This window comes from Okeania sp. (genome assembly GCF_035285525.1).
Taxonomy (GTDB): domain Bacteria; phylum Cyanobacteriota; class Cyanobacteriia; order Cyanobacteriales; family Microcoleaceae; genus Trichodesmium.
The window spans coordinates 1-23566 of record NZ_JAYKGW010000018.1; the positions used below are offsets into that span (position 1 = coordinate 1).

General features: G+C 36.1%; 14 protein-coding genes and 1 tRNA gene. 11 read left to right on the forward strand and 4 right to left on the reverse strand.

The annotated features are described in order from the left end of the window. Positions 1-799: 799 nt before the first annotated feature. Positions 800-3484, reverse strand: a complete 2685-nt coding sequence (locus VKJ25_RS01700) for a DUF3536 domain-containing protein (protein WP_375340293.1) — start codon at positions 3482-3484, stop codon at positions 800-802. Between the two features lie 2180 nt (positions 3485-5664). Between VKJ25_RS01700 and VKJ25_RS01705 the strand changes: the two genes are divergently transcribed. The 3 genes from VKJ25_RS01705 (at position 5665) to cax (ending at position 11587) form a co-directional block, all read left to right on the forward strand. Next, a complete protein-coding gene (locus VKJ25_RS01705; protein WP_324234895.1) occupies positions 5665-8130 on the forward strand; it encodes an HAD-IC family P-type ATPase in 2466 nt (821 codons plus the stop codon). Between the two features lie 1166 nt (positions 8131-9296). After that, a complete protein-coding gene (gene ahr / locus VKJ25_RS01710) occupies positions 9297-10307 on the forward strand; it encodes an NADPH-dependent aldehyde reductase Ahr (RefSeq protein WP_324234896.1) in 1011 nt (336 codons plus the stop codon). 161 nt (positions 10308-10468) lie between these two features. Continuing rightward, on the forward strand, positions 10469-11587 hold the full coding sequence (gene cax / locus VKJ25_RS01715; protein ID WP_324234897.1) for a calcium/proton exchanger: 1119 nt from the start codon (positions 10469-10471) through the stop codon (positions 11585-11587). A gap of 747 nt (positions 11588-12334) precedes the next feature. Here the strand turns inward: cax and VKJ25_RS01720 are convergent. Beyond that, positions 12335-12408, reverse strand: a tRNA-Arg gene (locus VKJ25_RS01720). Positions 12409-13416: 1008 nt separating this feature from the next. On the opposite strand from VKJ25_RS01720, the gene VKJ25_RS01725 reads away from it, so the two are divergent. Next, on the forward strand, positions 13417-14088 hold the full coding sequence (locus VKJ25_RS01725; RefSeq protein WP_324234898.1) for an Npun_F0813 family protein: 672 nt from the start codon (positions 13417-13419) through the stop codon (positions 14086-14088). A 353-nt stretch (positions 14089-14441) separates the two neighbouring features. Next, complete coding sequence (locus tag VKJ25_RS01730) at positions 14442-15398, forward strand: hypothetical protein (protein ID WP_324234899.1); 957 nt, start codon at positions 14442-14444, stop codon at positions 15396-15398. A gap of 649 nt (positions 15399-16047) precedes the next feature. On the opposite strand, the gene dapB is transcribed toward VKJ25_RS01730, so the two are convergent. Next, entirely contained in the window at positions 16048-16875 is an 828-nt protein-coding gene (gene dapB, locus VKJ25_RS01735; protein WP_324234900.1) for a 4-hydroxy-tetrahydrodipicolinate reductase, read from the reverse strand. A 358-nt stretch (positions 16876-17233) separates the two neighbouring features. On the opposite strand from dapB, the gene bchI reads away from it, so the two are divergent. From bchI to ruvC, 6 genes are all read left to right on the forward strand, one after another. Continuing rightward, positions 17234-18340: a magnesium chelatase ATPase subunit I gene (bchI, locus tag VKJ25_RS01740; RefSeq protein WP_324234901.1), complete on the forward strand. Its 1107-nt coding sequence runs from the start codon at positions 17234-17236 to the stop codon at positions 18338-18340. A gap of 812 nt (positions 18341-19152) precedes the next feature. Further along, entirely contained in the window at positions 19153-19314 is a 162-nt protein-coding gene (locus VKJ25_RS01745; RefSeq protein WP_324234902.1) for a hypothetical protein, read from the forward strand. Between the two features lie 416 nt (positions 19315-19730). Then, the gene (locus tag VKJ25_RS01750) at positions 19731-20036 is read left to right on the forward strand and encodes a hypothetical protein (protein ID WP_324234903.1); all 306 of its coding nucleotides are present in this window, start codon (positions 19731-19733) and stop codon (positions 20034-20036) included. A gap of 330 nt (positions 20037-20366) precedes the next feature. After that, positions 20367-21134 carry a serine/threonine protein kinase gene (locus tag VKJ25_RS01755; protein WP_324234904.1) on the forward strand — a complete coding sequence of 256 codons (768 nt, stop codon included), beginning with the start codon at positions 20367-20369 and terminating at the stop codon, positions 21132-21134. Positions 21135-21210: 76 nt separating this feature from the next. Next, positions 21211-21759 (forward strand): GUN4 domain-containing protein, encoded by a 549-nt coding sequence (locus VKJ25_RS01760; RefSeq protein ID WP_324234905.1) that lies wholly within the window; start codon positions 21211-21213, stop codon positions 21757-21759. Between the two features lie 377 nt (positions 21760-22136). Further along, positions 22137-22628 (forward strand): crossover junction endodeoxyribonuclease RuvC, encoded by a 492-nt coding sequence (gene ruvC, locus VKJ25_RS01765; protein WP_324234906.1) that lies wholly within the window; start codon positions 22137-22139, stop codon positions 22626-22628. 806 nt (positions 22629-23434) lie between these two features. Here the strand turns inward: ruvC and VKJ25_RS01770 are convergent. Next, entirely contained in the window at positions 23435-23560 is a 126-nt protein-coding gene (locus VKJ25_RS01770; RefSeq protein WP_324234907.1) for a hypothetical protein, read from the reverse strand. Positions 23561-23566: the final 6 nt, after the last annotated feature.

A 23566-nucleotide genomic window follows, 5' to 3' on the forward strand; every position in this document is an offset into this window, starting at 1 on the left:
GTGCCATACCCAATTGTACCAACTTCCCACCCATAGATTGGATCGGGATATGCTTGGGCTCGGCCATCAGAAAGTTCATCGTGATAACCCTCAAATTCCTTGATTAAATCAAGACCACATTGAGGAACTGAATTTTTTACACCCATAATTTTACTTAAATTTCCAGAATAAAACTCAAAGGACTTACACATAAACCAGTAAATGTTCTGGTTGAACAATAACCAGGGTAATAAACCCAGTTTCTTGTTGAGATGTGTAAGTCCTGATTGATACTAACTAAAGTGTCATAACCTAACAATCAAGTAAGACAGATATGACTTACACGGGAGGAACCCAGTTTCTAGGATAAATCGTTGTTTTAAGCAGTAATAATCTACCCTCGTACCGGGTTTCTGTGGGTTCATCTGCGTAAGTCCTGACAGAATTAGAGACTGCTTCATAAAACCGATATAAAACGTCATAATATGACATTTTACTGTTTACTTCCTGCTTTCACCGGAACTGTCCGCAGCACTCCATCCACAGGCATTAACGGTCAAGCTGACTGCATTTCTTAAATTTACAGGACTTACGCAAAGGTATTATATATAGAGTCAAAAAACTATTGTATAATAGTTTTAAGCACCATATCTAGGTTTGCTGCGTAAGTCCTGATTTATTAAGACAAATATTTATAGCAATGAGGGCTGGCATATTTACAAATTGCTAGAGTGGGAAAATAGCTGAAAGTCTTATATTATGACCAATTTAGTCCCCCTATTGCCTGCGCACAGTGCTATAAGTCTTCAAGAAAAAAGTATCAATATAACTGATTTAACCATTGATCTACATCAATTCCTAATTTTTTACCAAATTGTAATAATTTACGAATTTGAGGTAGTTCCCAAGTAGTTTTTCCAAAGTTTTCTCCTACTGTATTGGGTTTGATTTGAGTATTATTTATTCGTTGAATATAACCCAAACAAAGAGGTACAATTTGACTTTCCAAAGATTGGAAATAAATATCCTGAGCGCTAACTAATGATAAACCTAAATTTAATTGATTTCCTATTTCCACAAGTCGCTCTAAACCTTGGATATCTAATTCCAAATTATCGGGTTCATTATCATACAAAATATGCCGGAGCGAGGCAACAATTAATCTTTCCAAAGATTCTTTAACTTCCAGGTTGTGGAACCGACATTGCTGTTGACCAACTTCACTAGCAAGAGCTTCCAACTCTCCCAAATGACTAATATTTAATCTTCCATCACTACTTTCTGCCTCTAAAGTTCGCACGCTTGTCAATAACCGATGACCTAATGCCACTTCAGCAGCCACCTGTAACTCTTGGGGTACAGGTAAATCATCTCTACGGAAAGCCATCATTATGCTGTAATTATCTCGGTACACCTGAGTATACAATTGATCCAAACGATTGAGAGTTTCTTGACTCAATAAAGTCATTATCCGTTGACGCTCCTCTGCAAACAAATCTCCCAAACCAAATGAAGATTTTCCGAATAGTTCAGCCATACTCATAATTACATGAGCAACCCTGCCTTCTTCTAAAGCATCAAATAGGTTTTCTTTGATTTCCGTATAAACCCGACGACCAGTAAATGGTCGAACACAGCAATGGAAATCCCATCCTCCTAAATGCAGTACCGCAAACACAAATTCTTTGGATTCCAGAGTAATTTCTGAAGTTAATTGCAGTTGACCTACTGCTAAACTCAGATTACCCATTCGTCGCATTTGATAATCATTTTGTTTAGTGTTGTAGCAGTAAACTCGTTGTTCGCGAGTATAAGTAGTAAATAAGGAATTGATCGCGTAGTGAGCTGCTACTTGTTCCAAAGTAATTTGAGCGGTAGCAACTAACTGTCGATAAACTTCATCACCTGTTTTGAACAAGTCTACATTACTTTCAGCGAAAGCAAGTTGAGAGATAAACTCTTTCTCTAACTGTACTCCAGCCACATCACCTGCTAATTCTATGGCTCTGGAAGCATAACGCAAAATTTGAGTACCTTCTGGTCGAGATAGTTCATCAAAAAACCAACCGCAACTGGTAAACATTAACAGAGAATGTCTTTGCATTTCTAATAAACGCAAAGCGTCTACTTTTTCGGCTTCTGTCAGATAGTGGTTTTGATGCCGAGAAATGAAATTCTTAATGTTCTCAAGAGAACGATCAAGAATTACTTGAACGTATTCATCTCGTGCTGCCCAAACATCCTTGAAGAAATGACGACCAAAGTCTTCGTAAATGTCAACAAATTGATCTCGCAACCAATTAAGTGAATCTCTTAATGGTCGGCGCCATCTCTGATGCCAGGTGCCACCACCACCGCAACCACAATCATCTTGCCAACGGTCAACCCCATGACAACAACTCCATGCGGTAACTGGTTTTAATGCAACTTCCCAAGTTGGAGGATGAATACTGAGATAATGAGCAAAGTTAGTTACTGTCCAATTTCGCTGAGAAAATTCTCCTAAGAAAGCGAAAGCCAGACATTTTTCTGTACCACCTTTGTGATGACCAAATGTTTCACCATCAGTAGCAATAGCAATTAACTGGGAGGGTCGTTGGTCGCCCCGTATAGCCAGGCCAATGCGTCCAGCTAAATTATGAGAACTATTGAGGACATCATTAAAGCCCATATCTCTTGATATCGGACCGTCATAGAAAAAGATGTCAATGTATGGAGTTTCTGTGGAGTCATCAGTGTTGTTACTGCGCAGGAAACAACGATAAGGACGAGTAGGATCGATTTGGCTACCACCTACTTCGATCCATTCTGGATTTGGGTTGTCTGAGGTAGGGAATGGACGAGAACGTTGTGCTTGGGAAGGAGCTAAAACAATGAAACGGATCCCTTCTGCGACTAATGCTTCTAGGGTAGGATAGTCTACAGCGGTTTCTGCTAGCCACATTCCTTCGGGGTCGCGACCAAACCGAGAGCGGAAGTCTTCTTTCCCCCAACGAATTTGAGTATATTTATCTCGTTCGTTAGCAAGTGGTAAGATAATGTGGTTGTATGCTTGAGCGATCGCGTTACCATGTCCATCTAGTCGTTGACAACTTTTCCGATCTGCTTCAATAATTTTTTGATAGACTTCCATATCATTACGTTCCAACCAACTCATTAAGGTTGGACCGATATTGAAGCTCAGATATTCATAGTTATTTGTGATCCCCACTAATTCTCCTCTGTCATTGAGGACGCGAGCAAAAGCATTAGGGCGATAACATTCGTGTAAAATGCGCTCATTCCAGTCATGGCAAGGAGCTGCACTAGGTTGACGTTCAATGGCGTCTAGATAAGGATTTTCTCTGGGGGGTTGATAAAAGTGACCGTGAATGGTGACATAAACACCACTAGCAGTATGTACAGGTGCTATTGAAGTTGTTTGATTATCAGAAATAACTGATAATGATACTTCTAGTTCTAGGTCATTAGTTTGATTGATTTTTTTGTCAGATGAGGAAACCATGCGATCGCTTTCTCCGTTTAGTTTTTCTTGATTACAGGACTTACATATAAACACTATTGGTAGTGCATTGTTTCATTGAAAATGGTGTATGGGGTAGGGGCGGGTTTTCGCAAGAATTTTGATGCTTATCTAAAATTTATATAAACCCGCCCTTATGCCCTAATACACACTGATTAGATGAAACAGTCCAGTAAATGGTGCATGAGGTAGGGGCGGGTTTTCGCAATAATTTTGATGCTTATCTAAGATTTATATAAACCCGCCCTTATACACACTTATTAGATGAAACAGTCCAGTAAATAGTGCATGAGGTAGGGGCGGGTTTGAGCAATAATTTTGATGCTTATCTTAAGATTTATATAAACCCGCCCTTATACACACTTATTATTTGATGCTTATCTAAGATTTATATAAACCTGCCCTAATGCACACTTAGTTAGATGAAACAGTCCAGTCAATGGTGCATAAGGTAGGGCCGGGTTTTCGCAAGAATTTTGATGCTTATCTAAGATTTATATAAACCCGCTCTCATGCACACTTATTAGATGAAACAGTCCAGTAAATGGTGTATGGGGTAGGGGCGGGTTTTCGCAAGAATTTTGATGCTTATCATAAGATTTATATAAACCCGCCCTCATGCACACTTATTAGATTAGATGAAATAGTTCAGTAAATGGTGCATAAGTTAGAGCCGGGTTTTCGCAAGAATTTTGATGCTTATCTAAGATTTATATAAACCCGCTCTCATGCACACTTATTAGATGAAACAGTCCAGTAGGGTGTGTTGGTGCGTTAGCACCAACACACCTTATGTAGTGCCTTTCTTTGCCTAAGTTCTATTAATGAGACAAGTTATAGCAATCCTAAATAGGTTGTAAGATTTTATTGTAGGGGTTTGGTCTCCTTTCCCCAAGCGTTAAGGGATTTGGAAACCAAACCCCTACACTTTTTTCTTACAAATCATTTCTTATGGCTATAATTGCTTTACAGTTTGTCAACCTTAATTATGATGAAACTCCAAGATTGAGAATTTTTTTTCCAGGACTTATGCAGAAACCGGGTTTCTCAAGGAAATTTCGTCGTTTTCACAACAATATCACGGGAATAAACTCGGTTTCTTGGTTGGTTTGTGTAAGTCCTGTTAAACTTTAAAATTTAATGTTTAGTTCTAAATTTTGCTTCTTTTTTCTTTAGATCATGACTTACGCAAAGGCACTACATAAGGAGTATTGGTGCGTTACGCTATCGCTTTATATGTCGCGTAGCGAAACGCACCCTACTGGACTGACACACCTTAAATGGTGCGTTACTTTTTGGTTATGGGTAGACAAGGTGGACAAGGAAGACAAGGTGGTAAGGAAGAAAAAATCTAATGCACTATTTTAGCTGTGTCAGTCCACTACTAATAGCGTTCATGGCTTTAGTCCTATAGATTTCAATTACGTTTCTTGCTTTTGCCAATTAATTATTGCAGAGCAATACAAGGCAAATTATATGTAAGCATTCAGTAGTCAGCCATCAGCTTTATTAACTTTAAAAGAGGAAAAAGCAATAAGCCAGATTTCCCAGAATTATAAATTATTGTTCATTTAATAGATAATTACGTTTTTTGTTAAAAAGCTGAATGGGAGTGCATTCCTTAGAAATAGCTGTTGACGAAGCATTCAGCAGGAAATGCTTACAATTATATATTAGATAACCTCGATCGGTTAACCAAGCTTTAGTGTTTCAACAACTACCTTAAAAATATAATATTTCCTTCTGAATTGCCTTGATTGTAGTAGGTTAATTATAGCTAATTTTATAGTGTTGAAAACTTACTTAGAGAGTTCAATAAAATTTAATAACTACGGCTCGACTCCCATCATAAAGCCTATACTAACTTAAAAGCAAGACTGTAGTGATAAAACTTAACTTTACTTATGATTTCTCTGTAAATTAGTAACATTGTGTAAGCATTCAGCAGGAAATGCTTACAACAGTATTAAATCGAGCAATTTTATTTAATTTATGTCTAAAATATTATGTCTTTTTGGCAATAGGTAAGTCGGCAATGGGCAATCGGTAAGAGTTTTGGAATTTATTTCTAGTTTTTGAATTGTTAAAACCTATTGAGGATTGCTATATTAAAGATGCTTAATAATTAATAATTAATAACTGATAACTGATAACTGTAAAATATGAACGGTCTCACAGAAAGCGAGGTAATAGCTCGTCGTGCTGCTGGCTTAGGAAATAATATCAAATTAGATACAAGTCGCTCCTATAGGCAAATATTAAGAGAAAACTTATTTACTTTTATCAATATTGTTTTCCTCAGTATTAGTTTGGTTTTAATTTCTCTTTCTCGTTATGGCGATGCTTTTCTTGTGATCGTAGTTATTTTAGGTGGCGTTATAGTCAACGTTTGTCAAGAAATATATGCTCAACAAAAATTAGATCAAATTGCTCTCTTAACTAAACCATTAGCTACCGTTATTCGAGAAAACAAACAACAAAACATTGATCCCAGTGAGATCGTTGTCGGAGATATATTAGTAGTCCAGACCGGGGATCAAATAGTAGTCGATGGACAAGTGGTAGGAAAAGGCCAAATAGAAGTAGACGAATCACTCCTAACGGGGGAATCCGATCTAATTTCTAAAGAAGCAGGCCAACCAGTTTATTCTGGTAGTTTTTGTGTTAGTGGCAATGCTTACTATGAAGCCCAAAAAGTCGGACCCGAAAGTTTGGCCTACCAAATAACAGTAAGTGCCAGAGCATTTCGCCAAATTTACACCCCTCTCCAACAAGAAATTAACTTGCTCATCAGAGTCTTTTTACTCTTGTCTTGCTTTCTCTGGATACTAATTACTATTAACTGGTACTTGGGATTTTATACATTTGCTAATACCGTTCAGTATGCGGCAGTAATTGCTGGCCTAGTACCAAGTGGGCTTTATTTGGCCATCACTCTGGCTTATGCTTTGGGGGCTGTCAAAATGGTGGGGCAAGAAGTCCTAATTCAGCAGGCCAATGCTGTGGAATCATTGAGTAATGTGGATATTTTATGCTTGGACAAAACTGGAACGTTAACGGCTAATCGTATTACTTTACAAGATATTTATCCCATTGGACTTGATAAAACCCAGTTGGAAAATACATTAGGTGATTATGTAGCTAGTACCACTGTCAAAAATAAAACTATTGAAGCTCTAGCAGAGGTCTTTTCTGGAAATCAACGTTCTCTAATTTTGGAAATTCCTTTTACTTCATCTCGCAAATGGAGTGGTATGAGCTTTAGTCAGGAGGAAAATTTACCATCTGGAACATACATTCTTGGCGCTCCAGAAATATTAGCGGAAGTAACATCTCTGAGTAAACAAGTTAGTCAGCAAATTCAAGAATTAGCCAAACAAGGATTACGAGTGCTTTTATTTGCTCATAATCCTAACATTAATAGCTTAAACCAGAATTTAAAACAACCAAAATTACCTAAAGAACTTTTTCCCCTGGGAATTATTAGCTTTCAACATGAACTTAGACCAGAAGCTCGCGAAACCATCCAGGGTTTCTCGGAAGCAGGAATAGAGATCAAAATAATTTCTGGAGATAATCCTCAGACTGTAGCTACTTTAGCCTTACAAGTGGGACTTGCTTCAGATATTGAAGTTATTTCTGGTCCGGAACTGGCTAAACTAGATGAACCTCAGTTTATTCAAGCAGCAATATCTAAGACAATTTTTGGTCGTGTTACTCCCGATCAAAAAGCTAAACTGATCCGTAGTTTTAGGGAGCAAGGTCATTATGTGGCAATGATTGGAGATGGAGTTAATGATGTTCTATCTCTAAAAGAAGCTAATTTGGCGATCGCTATGGCAGGAGGTAGTAAGGCAACTCGTAGTGTAGCAGATATTGTTTTACTGAAAAATTCTTTTGGCTCCTTACCCCATGCTTTTTTGGAAGGACAACGGATTCGGAATGGTATACAAGATGTATTGAAATTATTTATGATTAGGGTATTTTGTGTTAGTATTCTAATTTTTGCTACAGGATTTGTGGGTGGTACTTTCCCTCTATTAAATAAACACAGTGCCGTTGTTACTCTTGTATCTGTAGGGTTTCCTAGTTTTTTTATTCCGCTATGGGCAAAACCAGGAGTATTACCTCGTCGTAGTTTAGTCCGAGCTTTACTGCACTTTACTTTACCTGCTACTTTAACTCTAACTCTTGTAGCTTTAGGCATTTATCTCACATATTTGGCAATACAAATAATGCCATCATTTTTAGGTAATCAATTACTTGAGAGTAGTCTAACTATTAATCTGAGCAATGACGAGCTTTCTATCCCTCGTAGTGCCCTTGTTACAATTATGATTTTCTGTGGTCTTTTATTAGTGCCTTTTCTGAAGCCCCCAACCAAAACTTGGGTGGGTGGAGAAAATTACAGTGGTGATTGGCGGTACACTTTAGTTGCCTTAGCTTTACTAGGAATTTATATAGTTATTTTGGCTGTTCCCCCTCTACGTCAATTTTTTGAACTATCTCTTCTCAGTACCCATGATTATGTTGTGATTATTTGGGTGGCTTTAGTTTGGTGTTTATTCTTACGTTATATGTGGCGAGCCAAACTTTTAGATAAATTTTTAGGCGTGGATTTAGCTTAAGGGAGTAGGGAGTGGGGGAGTGGGGGAGTAGGGGAGTAGGGGAGTGGGGGAATCTGGAATTTAAGATGAAACAGTCTAGTAGTGGACTGACATATCTAAGTTTTGTGTATGGGGTAGGGGCGGGTTTCTGAAGAGATTTTCATGGTTACTCTAAGATTTACATAAACCCGCCCCTGGAACATAAGCTTTACCCAGATATTTCTTAATATAAAACTTGGGCATTACAGATTTTTAGGTGTCGATCTAGCTTAAGGGAGTAGGGAGTAGGGAAGTATGGGAGTAGGGAGTAGGGAGTAGGGGAGTGGGGGAGTGGGGGAGTGGGGAAGAAAGACTTTTGTTGGGTTGAGGCACGAAACCCAACCTACGGGGAATGTGGGATTTAAGATGAAATAGTCCAGTAGTGAACTAACATATCTAATTTTGTGCATGGGGTAGGGGCGGGTTTCTGAGGATATTTTCATGGTTACTCTAAGATTTACACCCGCCCCCACTATGCTTTACCCACATATTTATTAATATAAAACTTGGGCATTATTAACAAGTTATGAAGTCTTAGTTCGGCTTTTACGGGAGAAAAATGTTATGAAAAAACACATTTTTTGGCGATCGCTTAAACTTGTTTTACTGAGGCCGTGTCATCAATTAAATAAGTTGACAACAAGGCTACTCTCTGTTATGTAAAAATGGCGATCGCGGTTGGGTAGGTTTAGATAGAGCGAGCGCATAGCTGAAATTGTGCGGTCTGTAGGGGCGGGTTTCTCAGTTAAATGAACGATTTTCAAAAGTCGAGTTAGATAAACCCGCCCCCCCAATGATGTAATGAACAGTTTTAACTTTGTCAGTCCACTACTTTTGTTGATAAAGCTTCTAACATCTAATTGATGACACACCCTAGCTACTATGATATTTTCTCCTTTCTCCCCTACTCCCTTCTCCCCCTCTCCCCACAAGCTTTTCAGGAGTTATAGGTAAGGGATAGCTCTGGAACGGTGACTTATATTTCAAAACTTTAAGAGCTATAATCATTTCCTAATCATACTTTCAGTATACTGTCAAATTCTAAATTCTAAATTCTAAATTCTAAATTTGTACTTTCCAGTCGATAACTTTTCCAGGTTAAAATTAACAAAATTATAGAAAATAATACAGCAAAGAAAACTCTAAACATGACTACAGTTCACGCTTACGCAGCCACAAAAAATGGTAGAACTCTCGAACCCTTCGAGTATGAACTAAGTCCCATTGAAGGACAAGATGTTGATATTGCCGTAGAACATTGTGGCATTTGTCACAGTGACTTAAGTATGATGGAAAATTCTTGGGGAATGACTCAATATCCCATTGTACCCGGTCACGAAGTAGTTGGTACAGTTTCCGCAATTGGAAAAGATGTCACCCACGTCAAAGTAGGCGATCGCGTCGGTTTAGGTTGGCACTCCGGCTATTGTATGGCCTGTTCAGAATGTTTAGGTGGTAATCATAACCTTTGTACTACTGCATCTGCAACCATTATTGGTAGACATGGAGGTTTTGCCGATCTTGTGAGGGCCAGAGGAGTAAGTGTCATTAAATTGCCCAAAGACCTTGACTTTCCTTCTGCTGGTCCACTCCTTTGTGGTGGTATTACAGTATTTAATCCCCTAGTCCAATTTAATATTTCACCCACAGCAAGTGTTGGTGTCATTGGTATTGGTGGTTTAGGACATATAGCTCTCCAATTCTTGAGTGCCTGGGGTTGTCAAGTTACAGCTTTTAGCTCTAGTCCCTCAAAAACTGAAGAAGCACTAAAATTAGGGGCGCATGATACACTCAATTCACGAGACCCTGAAGCGTTAAAAGCTAGTGCAGGTCGTTTTGACTTAATACTATCGACAGTAAATGTTAAGTTAGATTGGAATGCCTATGTCCAGACCCTTAAACCCAAAGGTCGTCTCCATCTTTTAGGAGTTGTTACTGAACCACTTGATTTAAGTTTGGTTCCCATGTTATTTGGCCAGCTTTCTGTATCATCTTCTCCAGTTGGTAGTCCAGAAACAATTACCCAAATGTTAGAATTTGCTGCTCTTCATCAGATTAAGCCCATCACAGAACATTTTCCCATGAGTAAGGTCAATGAAGCAATGGAACATTTACATGGCGGTAAAGCACGATATCGAATAGTTTTGGATCGTGAATAAATAGACATTTTCTCAAAAGAGGAAGCTCAGGAGTAGGGAAGAATAATTGATTATTTCTTAATAATTGATTTGATCTAAACCTTGGTTTTAGAGCTATGCTTTGCTTATTGCTTTTGTCTAATTTATGATTTACTGAACTTGAAACTTTTACTAATTTACTCATGCTAAATACACAAACAATCATTTCAATTTTATTAGTATTTGTGCCTATCTCCATCGCAGCTAATGTTATGGAATTAGGTTCATCAGCTATCTTTATTACATCTGCTATAGCAATTATTCCCTTAGCAAGTTGGATGGGTACAGCAACTGAAGAAATTGCGGTTGTTCTTGGTCCTAACTTAGGTGGTTTATTGAATGCTACATTTGGCAACGCTACAGAATTAATTATCGGTATTATTGCTTTAAATGCTGGATTAGTAAGCGTAGTTAAAGCAAGTATTACTGGTTCTATAATTGGTAACTTATTGTTAGTAATGGGTCTATCAATGTTTTTAGGTGGGTTACGTTTCAAAGAACAAACATTTCAGTCTGTAGTAGCTCGTTTAAATGCTTCAGCAATGAATTTAGCTGTTATTGCTATTTTAGTACCAACAGCAGTAGATGCTACTTCTCAGGGTATCGGTGAAAATACAATGCAAAATTTATCTGGTGCAGTAGCAGTAGTATTAATTACTGTTTATATACTCACCTTATTATTTTCCATGAAAACTCACTCTTATTTATATGAAGTTGGTTTGGCAGAAAATGAATCTGATGAATTAAATGCTGACAGTGAATCAGAAAAAGAGTCTGAACATAAACCTAATTTGTTACTGTGGATTTCAGTATTATTAGTCGCAACTTTAGTAGTAGCATTTGAATCAGAATTACTGGTTGATTCTTTAGAAGAAGCTACTGCTACTCTAGGATTAACAAGTTTATTTACTGGTGTGATTATAGTTCCAATTATTGGTAATGCTGCTGAACACGCTACAGCAGTAACTGTTGCTATGAAAAATAAAATGGATTTATCTGTTTCTGTGGCAGTAGGTTCTAGTTTACAAATTGCTTTATTTGTTGCTCCTGTATTAATTTTGGCTGGTATAGTATTAGGTCAACCTATGGATTTGAATTTTAATCCTTTTGAATTAATAGCAGTAGTAGTAGCGGTATTAATTGCTAATTCTGTCAGTTCGGATGGTCGTTCTGATTGGTTGGAAGGAGCTTTATTGTTAGCAGCTTATGCTGTTTTAGGATTAGCCTTTTATTTCCATCCCGTAATTGAAGGATTGAGTTAGATTATTCTAGTCTACATTATTCAGGATAAAATGTAGTATCAAGCTAGAAGTTAGAATCCAGAAGTCAGAAAAAATGGAAATCAGAGAAGAGATAGTCAGGCATTTTATCCTTTTTAGGGGACTTCCAGGTAAGAAATATTCCATTAGTTATTGAAGATAGGGAGAGTAGTAGAGATGTTGCATACAACTTCCCCATAGGGATTATATAGCAACTAGGTAACGATGAAACAGAAAATTGGGATAATTTATATTTTGCTATTCCCTAGGGTGTGTCATCAATTAAATAAGTTGACAAAAAAACTGTTTTCTGTTAAAGGGAAATAGCGATCGCCATTTCTTAGGTTTAGATACAGCGAGGGCACACCTGAAATTCTGGGGTCGGTAGGGGCGGGTTTCTCAGTTAAATGAACGATTTTTCATAGTGAGTGAGATCAACCCGCCCCCCAATGATGGAATACACAGTTTTAGCTTTGTCAGTCCACTACTTTTATTGATAAAGCTTCTAAGGTTTAATTGATGAAACACCCTAGGTGGGTGGTAAGAAATTACCGAATTTTCGCTTGATCAGGCTCAAAGATTGAGGATTATAGCACATAGTTGGGCAGTTGGCAAGGAATAATTTTTCCGATTTATCGGGAACCGTGTACCTTCTGTACAACTCCCTGAAACTATTGACTAGGTAGGGACCTGCCATGGCAGGTCCCTACCTAGTTTTTTTATTAGTCTAAAGAATATAATCTGAATCTACGGGTGCGGCAGGATTCGAACCTGCGACTCGCGACTTAGAAGGTCGCTACTCTATCCAACTGAGTTACGCACCCAATTATTAACAATGCAAGAAGTAATAGTGTTTCTTTACTACTATACTATAGTTAACCTCTAAATAAGTACTCAATTATTTAGATTAGATTAATAAAGTCAAACTCTAAAATCTAATATTAGCCAATTTCCTCAAATGCCTTAACAATGTAATTTTAACACAAGTTTTGGTTGTATTACCTCAAATAAGGTATCAGAATTTAGTAAAAAGCTAAATATGCAAGGAATTTGTCTTTAGTAAAAGGATACATACAAAATGAGCTGGACATTCTAACCTACTAAAAAATATAGATAAGGGGTAAGTTGTCCATTCTGCAAAACTATTAACATTATCGAACCAAAGACTCTTAATTATAAGCAAATGGTTAAGTATTAACCAGTATTAATACTTTATTATGTAATTTGGTCAACAGTTCAGATAAACTCAATCTATCTAGCTTTAAAATATGTTTCCCCAAAAAAATGCCTATTAAACTGTTTCATCTGAAAACGATCCAATAAAAAAATTGGTACTAAATTGCTTCATTATAATTCATAATGATAATTATAATGCACTATTTTAACTAAAAAGGTCTACTATAGTAATCAGGAAGCAGATGTGAGAATTTGTTTGAAACAGAAGCTCTAATATGATAATAATACCATAAGCATTCAGCAGTCAGCTATTAGCTAGCCTTTTGCAGAGGAACTTCCTAATTCAGCTATGAGTTATTATCTAAATTATCTTGTCAGAAAAAATTAGTAGTCAAAGAGTGACAGAAGAATGAAATATTTCTGTCAGCTAACCTTAGTCTTGGCTTGGTTATTTTAAGAGCTGTTAAGAAAGTTCTGACCCAGGAAGCTAGCTGAATGCTTCATCATACCATTAATACCTTCCTCTCATAAATCATTCCTGATTGGTATATCGTTTTCTTGAAAATAATCCTATATTTAAAATAAATCAATGTTAAAGGGGTTACAATTACACCAAACATACCCCAAGGTGATGATGGGAGTCTAATGAAAGTGTCATGTTTATTCTGAAAAGGCAAGATGTTGAAATTACAAGTATTACACACCCCAAGGGGGAACAAAAGATCCCCATTCTTAATTATCAAGGACAAACTTTTCGCTTAATCAATATCTTTAAGGCAGAGCAAGCTGAAGAAGCGAGAACTTTCTGGCGAGATTTAACAGATAATCGTGGTAAAGCTTGTGTTTTACTAGAGGAACCTGACCGATATAGTGTTTGGGGTAAAATTCGCTTGGAGCAACTTGCTACTGAAGAAGCAAATGAGAATGAAACTGTTACTACAGCTTGTATTCACGGTTGTTTGTTTTTGGTACAAGCAGTTTACTTTGATGTGGAAGATCTATTGGGCAATAGACAGGCCAAGTCATTTCAGAAAGATTTTAGCAAAGTCCTGAAAGAGAAAAACTTTCCTGATATAGATTCTGCCGATGCAATTAAAGCTTTATTGATAGACGATCCTCTGACAAAATTACAACTACCTTCCTGGCGAGAAGTTCACCTTTATACTTTATTACAAGAAGTCCATCGTTTAGGGGAAGAATATTTTGGTAATTCCAATTTTGCTGAAGGCATTGACGAAATCTTAGAACCTATGAATACCCCTGAGAGAAATCAGTTTATAGCTTGGCTAAGTCAATCTCCTGAAGGTAAAAAATGGGCAATGAAATAAGTTTGATTTTAAACAAAATTTAAAATAGCAATCTCCTACTAACTGTATCAATTTTTATAACTGTTGATTTCAACTTAAAACTTCTAAAATTGTTTATGCTTACAACTTTATAGCTCTTCTAGCTAATTTATAATTGGTACTAAAATATTATAAATTTAGTTGATATTTTAACAATTTTAAAGTATTAATTTTCATCCTAATAAAACCCTGAAACTAACACTATTTTTTGACTCGATCAATCTTGATTTTTCTCTATAAAAAAACTATAGATAAATCTGAAAAAAGAACTAAATAGTTTTGAGGAGTAAGGATAAAATATTTAATATAAAGTAACGCTTAATGAGAAGATTCCTATGAGCACCACTTCAGAAAAATCATCATCTGCTACTAAGCCCTTCTTTTCAGCCCAGAATATTGTAATTATCGGTCTTACCTGGGGTGTAGTAGCTTTATTATTTTTTCTACTATTTAGTGTCCCTCTGCCTGGGGAAGAATTACCAGAGTGGTATTCCATTGGCACTTATGTATTTGAACTAGGGGCTTACTTACTAGCTTCTATAGTTTGCTTTAAAAACTGGCAAAGCCCTCAAATGGTCAGTGGTCGTAATGTTTGGATAGGTATTGGTTTAGGATTATTGTTCTACTTTATTGGTGGTGTTTTGTTTGGTTGCTGGGAAGTACTCTGGGAACTAGACCCTGATGTTTCAATGGCAGATATTTTCTATATTATTTCCTACATATTTTTTGGTTGGGGTATGACTTTAGCTGTCACTTCCAAGCGATTAAATTTAGAAGTTTGGCAGTGGGTGGTCTTAGTTATAGTAGCATTGGCAGGAATCGCTTTTGCCATCTTAGTCGCTAATCCTTTTGATATATTTTCTAGCCCAGATGCTAAAACTTTGGCAGAAATAATAGATGTAGGTGAAGAAATAGGAGAGGCATCCGATAGTTTGGCTCCACCTTGGGTTATTACTCTGGATAAGTATTTAGAACCCTATGCTTATGGTGTTAACTTATTTTATATAATTGCAGATGTATTTTTACTAATTATTGCTACGGCTTTACTTCTAGCTTTTTGGGGTGGGCGTTTTTCTCAGTCTTGGCGAATGATTGCTGCTGCTACATTTTCACTATACATAGCTGATATGTATTTTAAGTGGGCAGATTCTTATGCTCAAGCAGAATATGAGAGTGGAGCTTTGTTGGAGGTATTTTTTGTGTTTACTGCTATTCTGTTTGGAATAGGTGCAGCTTTAGAATATGATATCTCAACCCGTTCTCGCCAAAGTAGACGTAGTAGACGTAAGTAGTTCTTCTTAAAACTTTCTTCGACTAGATTATTATTATTAAGAGCTAAGATTATCTACTAAATAATCTTAGTTCTTCAGTTTGGATAGTTTGGACAATTCCAAGGAAGTTGCAATTTAATAAATATCAATGTGTTAGTTAAAGTAGAATAGAATTTAAACTACGATTGGTATATTTTTGGGTCATGTATCAACCTATGAAGTCTAAATTTTTCAAATATAAAGTGCTTTTGAATCAGCAATTAAATAATTGCTATTTTCAAAAAATCATAGCTACAATCACGAACTTCCTAACATTATTGGGAGGGCGGGTTTATTTAACCAACTTTTGAAAATTGTTCATTTAACTGAGAAACCCACACCTACGGACTGAATAATTTTTCATGACATTATTGGGAGGGCGGGTTTATTTAACCAACTGTTGAAAATTGTTCATTTAACTGAGAAACCCACACCTACGGACTGAATAATTTTTCATGGCATTATTGGGAGGGCGGGTTTATTTAACCAACTGTTGAAAATTGTTCATTTAACTGAGAAACCCGCCCCTACCGACACATAAAAAATGGCGATCGCCATTTCCCGAATAACAGATAGTAGCCTTTTTGTCAAGTTATTTAGTTGATGATACGTCCTCAGTTTTCCGTTAATTCTAAAGTATCTTTTCTAAACCATAGATAAGTTTGGTTAAAGATTGGACTTTACGAATAGCCAGCAAAACCCCTGGCATATAACAAGACCTATCTGATGTATCATGCCGTAAAGTGTAAATTTGACCAGGCCCACCAAATATTACTTCTTGATGAGCTATCAATCCTGGTAAACGTACACTATGAATACGAATGCCTTCATCTGCTAAACAACCTCTAGCCCCTTCCATTTTTTCTGTTTCTTCTACAGTAGGAACATTGTAAGTTTTTCCTAATTCTGATAACATTTCGGCTGTTTTAATGGCAGTACCACTGGGAGCATCAGCTTTTTGATTGTGGTGTAATTCAATAATCTCTACATGGTCAAAATGTTGGGAAGCGGCGATCGCTGCTTGTTGGAGCAAAACCATACCAATAGAGAAGTTAGGAATTATTAATGCACCAATACTGGCTTTTTCGGCAAATTCGGCCAAATCTTGAATTTGCTCTGGACTCAAACCTGTTGTTCCTACCACAGGTCTAACTCCATAAGCAATAGCAGAACGGACATTTTCGTAAACGCTATCTGGGTGAGTAAAATCAACCATTACAGCAGGTTGTTTTTCTTGAGCTGCCATGACTAATATTCCTTGTAAGTCATTTAGAATAGGAATTTCTAGGGGGCCACAACCAGCTACATCACCAATATCTTGGCCTACATATTCTGGTTGACGCTCTATTGCCCCAAAAAGAGTCATATCACTAGCATTGGCAACAGCTTTTATTACTTCACGACCCATTTTACCTGCTGCACCACTTACAATTACTGGAATAGAAGTTTGGTTTGTCATTTTCAGTTATCAGTTATCAGTTATTAGTACCTTGAACTTCAACCGGAGGCTTTCAAACCAGTTATCGGTTATCAGTTATCAGTTATCAGTACCTTCGGCTGAAGTTGGAGGCTGGAATATCCGAAATTTAATTTTCCACTAATATTCAAAGAAGACTTTATAATTTTAGATCATTTTTTGATTTCCTTCAGAAACAGGACTAAAGCCATGAACGCTATTAGTAGCGTAACGCACCGACACGCTATATATAGTCCCTTTGGGTAAGTCCTGAGAAAATTAGATGAAGTAAGACAAGAAAGTAAAATTGTCCTTCAATATGCCAAAATAAAAGATTAGTAATTATAATATAAAATCTACTGTGAGTCTAACCGTTCAAGCCAATAATCAGGTAAATACATCTGTTAAGCCAGCCGTTCCCAAAGGTAGGGCTGTTTTTCCTTTCACTGCTATTGTCGGCCAGGAAGAAATGAAACTGGCCTTATTATTAAATGTAATTGACCCCAAAATAGGGGGAGTAATGATTATGGGAGATAGGGGTACGGGTAAATCTACTACTATTCGTGCTTTGGCTGACCTCTTGCCAGAAATTGAAATTGTTGTGGATGACCCTTTTAATAGTGACCCTTATGACCCAGATTTAATGAGTGATTCTGTGCGAGATAGATTGGCACAGGAGGAAGAAATTCCAGTTTTTACTAGAAAGGTCCAAATGGTGGATTTACCATTGGGGGCTACGGAGGATCGGGTCTGCGGTACTATTGACATTGAAAAAGCTTTATCGGAAGGGGTGAAGGCTTTTGAACCGGGGTTACTAGCGAAGGCTAACCGGGGTATTTTATATGTTGATGAGGTGAATCTTTTAGATGACCACTTGGTTGATGTTTTGCTGGATTCGGCGGCCAGTGGTTGGAATACTGTGGAGAGAGAGGGTATTTCTATACGTCATCCGGCTCGTTTTGTGCTAGTGGGTTCGGGAAACCCGGAGGAAGGGGAGTTACGACCTCAGTTGCTGGATAGATTTGGTATGCACGCCGAAATTAGAACTGTAAAAGAGCCTTTATTAAGAGTGGAAATTGTGGAACAACGTTCTGCTTTTGACCAAAATTCTCCAGCATTTTTAGATAAGTATAAGTCACAACAGGAAGAGTTACAAAGTAAGCTTGTAGATGCTCAACAAAAGTTGAAGTTAGTGGAAGTTGACCATGATTTACGAGTGAAAATTTCTCAAGTTTGTTCTGAGTTGGATGTAGATGGTTTACGGGGGGATATTGTTACTAATCGTGCGGCAAAAGCTTTGGCTGCTTTTGAGGGTAATACGGAAGTGAGTGTTGAGGATATTGGTCGTGTTATTGTTATGTGTTTACGACATCGATTAAGAAAGGATCCTTTGGAAAGTATTGATTCTGGTGATAAGGTGAAGAAGGTATTTAATAAGGTTTTTGGATTAGCAGAAGTAGAAGGATAATTTTAGAGCTAATCTTTTTTAATTGTAGTTGAAATTGTTGAGGGAGAAGCATATTGATAAAGGCAGGTTTTGCATAAAAAATTGACTATTTAATAATTATGAAAAACTTGTTTTATGCCTTCTCCTAATTTGATTTAATTATGGATATTTTTTTCCGATAATTAATTCAAAATACTAACTAAATTAAATATTTTAAATAAAGGAATTAGCAGTTACAGCAGTTTTCGTAGTTATGAGGTAAAGCTGTCGCGGGCAAGATGCCTACTAAACTGTTTTATATTAAATGGTGCGTTAGGGAGTCATAATTGATTGGTAGTAGGGGCGGGTTTTACTGTAGGGACGTTGCATGCAACGTCCCTACAACGACGTCCGTACAACGAGTTTTCCAAGTAACCTCAATAAACCCGCCCCTAGTGATATAAACTACCGTCTCAGGGGCGGGTTTATGTAAATTTTAGAGTGAGCATGAAAATTTCCTGAGAAACCCGCCCCTACCCCATGCACTATTTTAGGTGAAACAGTCCACTACAATAATTTTACTATTTAACCTGTACCTTATTTGCCCGAAATATGCTGTAACATTTAGCATAGTCTTGCTGAAAAAGCAGAAATTTACTTGTCAAGACGTGGGGATGACTATTTACTGCTTTTTCTACCGATTTACTATCAAATAAATTAGTTATTTAAGTTGTTTATATAGATAAATTTTAGTCTTTGATTTTTTATTCTATGGAAATGATTAATCTATTAATACTAAACTGGAGTTCTTGAATTGAGTTTTGATAAATCTATGATACAGATAAATTGTTTTTTTGAGTTTTGAAGTACCTACTCAAGATAAAGCAGAGTTTTTAGACAATTGGAAAAAATTAGAAACTAACTTAAAACTAGCTGGTAGTTTGGTTGATGCTGAATCCTATTTAAAAATTGCTAGTCAAAAAAAAGAACTAACACTTATTAAGCTTTTTAATTGAAACTTCATGGCATTCCGGGAAATATTTTATTGATGTTATGCAAACAAAAGAATTCCAGTTTTTTGTGAAAAAGTGGAATATTAAAGACGCATCGTTTACCAGTTATCTACTTATGAACAAAAATTATTTTGTTCAGAAACAAATCAGAATTTCAAATAATTTATTCATTGTAATATTTTTCTTGATTCCAGTTATTATTGCTGGGATTATTCTTGATTCGAGATAAATAAATTTCAACAAATTATGAAGTAGGTAAAATGCGAGGATTGTTACTTTTTATATTTGCAGCAGTCTCTATCTGGGACTTTGTAACCAGTCTTTTAGGTGTAATTGGTATCTTTGGAGTAACTGATTAGAAACAAGAAGATATTCCTATCTATATAACTACTCTTATTAGTAGTGCTTTGATTTTGGGTTTGAGTATCAATACAGAAGAAATTTGGTCAAAATCTGCAAATAATAAATACAAAGTTTTAATGCCATTTCACATAATTGCCGTATTTTTTGATGCTTATACATATTTTTTAGGAACTGCACAAAATTTTTTATTAAAGGATAGTCGCACAGCTTTTATAACTATAGGTTTTGGAGAAGTTTGGGAAAGAACAACTTTTGAACAGAGAAAATTATTTTTTATTTGTAACAGCATTAGTCACAATGAGTCCTATTGCATTCTCAAAATTCAGACATTAAAAATTATTGATACTAAATTAAAAAAATAGTTATAGTCGAAATATCTACAAAACCTACAATGGTGCATCTCGTATCTGCAAAAATACTTTTTTTCTATTTCCTATTCTCTTTTCCCTTTTCTCTTAATACTGTTTTATAAAAACAGGATTTATCTAAGGTTAAAATTTTTATTATATTCTGACAGAAAAATTGCCTTTAAAGCTTCCTCTTTCAAGAGGATGAAAAATTAACTTTAGTATTTCAAGCAAGCATACTTCAGCCAGAGGTGCTGATAAATGAAATTGCCTAAGTCGTCAATTTACAAATATTGAGATGCACCGTTTTATGATTTTTTTCACTTAAGTTAAATTATCAATTTAATGATGATGAATAACTGGCAACCAGGTACTTTGTTAAATAACCGCAGATATAGTATAGAAAAAATTTTAGGACAAGGAGGCTTCGGGATTACCTATTTAGCACGAGAAAATTATACTAAGAAAAAAGTAGTTATTAAAACCTTAAATTATCAAGTACAAAAATTACCTAATTTTGATTATTTTCAAGACAAATTTAGAGAGGAAGCTGAACAACTGAAAAGATGCCAACATAAGAATATCGTAAAATTTTATAATTCTTTTCAAGAAAGTAAACTCTATTGTATTGTTATGGAATATATCGAGGGAGATAACTTACTTGTTGTTATTAATAAACAAGGAACATTACCAGAACAAAAAGCCCTTAATTATATTCGACAAATTGCTAATGCACTGACAGTTGTTCACAATCCAAATATTCTGCATCGGAATATAAAACCAGAAAACATAATATTACGCAGAAATAAAGAAGAAGTAATTTTAATTGACTTTGGTATTGCCCGTGAATTTATTCCCAATCAAACCAATAGCTTCACCCAATTTTATACACCCGGTTATGCACCTATAGAACAATATACACGCAAACATAAACCAGGACAATATACGGATATTTATGCTCTAGCAGCTACACTTTATTTCCTATTAACTAAATCTCCATTACCTAACTCTATAGAGAGATATCATCATCAATTAGCAATACATAAAACCCCATTGCCAAAAAAAGCTCGTTTCGTATTAAAATTGTCTTTTAAACTGACAGAAAAAAGCTAGATATGACCTATTAGTAGAACCCAAATAAATTAATAAAAAAATTAGCGATCGCCTCAATTATGCCATTATTAAAGGAATGGAAATTCAACCTGAAGACCGTCCTCAAACTGTCCAAGAATGGTTGAGATTACTTCAAGTAAAACCTCAGAACATTATGTCTAAAATGTCTCAGGTTTCTCAAAGAATTATGTCTCAAATGGCTACCTTAAAGATTCCAGGTGTACAACCTATTTATCAAAAATATATTTCTCAAAATTATGTCAAAAGTTTTTATACAGGAGAAGCTAATGGATTATTGATGGGAATAGGTGTGTTTATATTTGTTGTTATAATTTATATCTTTTCTCCCAAGCTACATTTTTCGATAAATTCTTCACCTTCAATAGATAAAGAAATAGATTATACAGCTTTGGAAAATTTATTGTCATCCGATAAATTTGAAGAAGCAGACGAAGAAACACTAAAAATATTACTTTCATTAGTAGGGCGAGAAAACAACTATTGGCTTGATTTAGAACATATCGAAAATATCCCTTGTCAAGACTTAGATAAAATTAATCAATTGTGGATTTACTATAGTAACGGCAAATTTGGATTTAGCATTCAAAAAGAGATTTGGATATAATTAGGAGGTGAACTAGAAATTTATGATGTGGCGATCGCTGACTTTTTTATTAAGGAAGTAGGATAGGGCGAGAAAAATAAAAGATATAAAAATATTATATATGAGATTTCAGCCCCTTACGGACATCTTCCTTTTAGAGCTACTACTCATGCTCGGCATTTTAATGTTCCTTATATAGCGGAAAAACTGGAGAAATGTAAGTCTGATAATAGCTTATAATTTTATCTAGTTCCCTAAAACCAACAAATTTACTATAGCCTTTTTCCAAACTATGAGATACACATATCTATCCCCCCTAAATCCCCCCTTCCGAAGGGGGGATAAAAACTGTACCTAAACGACTCAATAATTGCTATATAATTATCAAAAGTGTAAAATTGGAAAAATTAATTCTCGGATTAGACCCAGGTTTAGCAACTTTAGGATTTGGATTAATTAAGTGTATTTATAATGCAAAAACCAAGGAAATAGATTCTACTTCTATGGTTGATTTTGGAGTTATTAAAACTACAAAAAAACAAGAAATGGGAGAACGTCTCGTCACAATATATGAAGATTTGCACACTATTTTGAATACTTTTAAACCAGACTTAGCAGCTATAGAAAAGTTATTCTTTTATCGGATGGGCAATACAATTTTGGTTGCTCAAGCTAGAGGAGTTTTAGTATTAGTATTAGCGCAACATGGGATTCCACTAATTGAGTTTTCACCTCCACAAATTAAGCAAATAATAACAGGTTATGGGAATGCTAATAAATCTGATGTGCAACAAGCAGTTGCTAGAGAATTAGATTTAGACGAAATCCCTAAACCGGACGATGCGGCCGATGCTTTAGCAGTTGCTATAGCAGCAAGTTGGTTGGAATAGATACCACATTACCCACGAAAAAATGTAGTATAGCGCTGCACGCAGGGAACAGGGAACACAGAAGGTGGGAACAGGGAGAATGAATGGCAGATAATATAAGGCTTTTAGCTATTGGACAGCTCCTGCAACTTGTAAAGATTAAGTGCGCACATTGCTATATAGCGCTACGCACTAGGGAATAGGGAACACAGAAGGTGGGAACAGCAGATTATCAAAGGGTTTTAGAATTTAAAAATCTCCTAATTTTTGCTTCGACTGCTATACACAGCGATCGCTCCATTTAAGAAACTATCAAATGAAAGTTCATTTATCTATATAGGGCAAGCGGGCTGGAAATATCAAAGTCTTTATATATAAAGGTTTTAGGCTTTTTAGGTGGTGAAAAAGTACCAAATTTTTGCCCCTTTTAGCTGAAAAAATGAGTATTTTGGTTATATTGGGGCACTCAAGTCCAGGGATAATTTTTCCAAGTACGTCCTCTATAAATCCTGATTCCTCTTGACTTCCCCTCCACGGTCGGGGTTAGGGGTGGGTTTACTCCCTACTCCCTATCGTCACAAAAAGACTTTTGAGGGCAAACCCTAGTTAATTAATAATTAATCAGGACTTACGCAAAGGTACTATATATAGAGTTAAAAAACTATTGTACAATAGTTTTACAGCACTTTTCACTCTCGATGAACCACATCGTCATAAGCAAAATCTTGTAGGGACGTTGCATAACAAAAATGCTAACGTCCCTACTGTGGTTTACTGATATGAAAACTGCTGTAAGCGCTATATCTAGAGTTGCTGCGTAAGTCCTGTTAATGTTCTGTTGCAAAACCAGGAAAGTGTAAAACTCGATCTATAATTATTCCGTAAAATCGGCGATCGCCTGCTTTTCCTAATACTTTTTGAATTTTTTTATTTTGGACAAAATAAGAGTCCATTTTCAA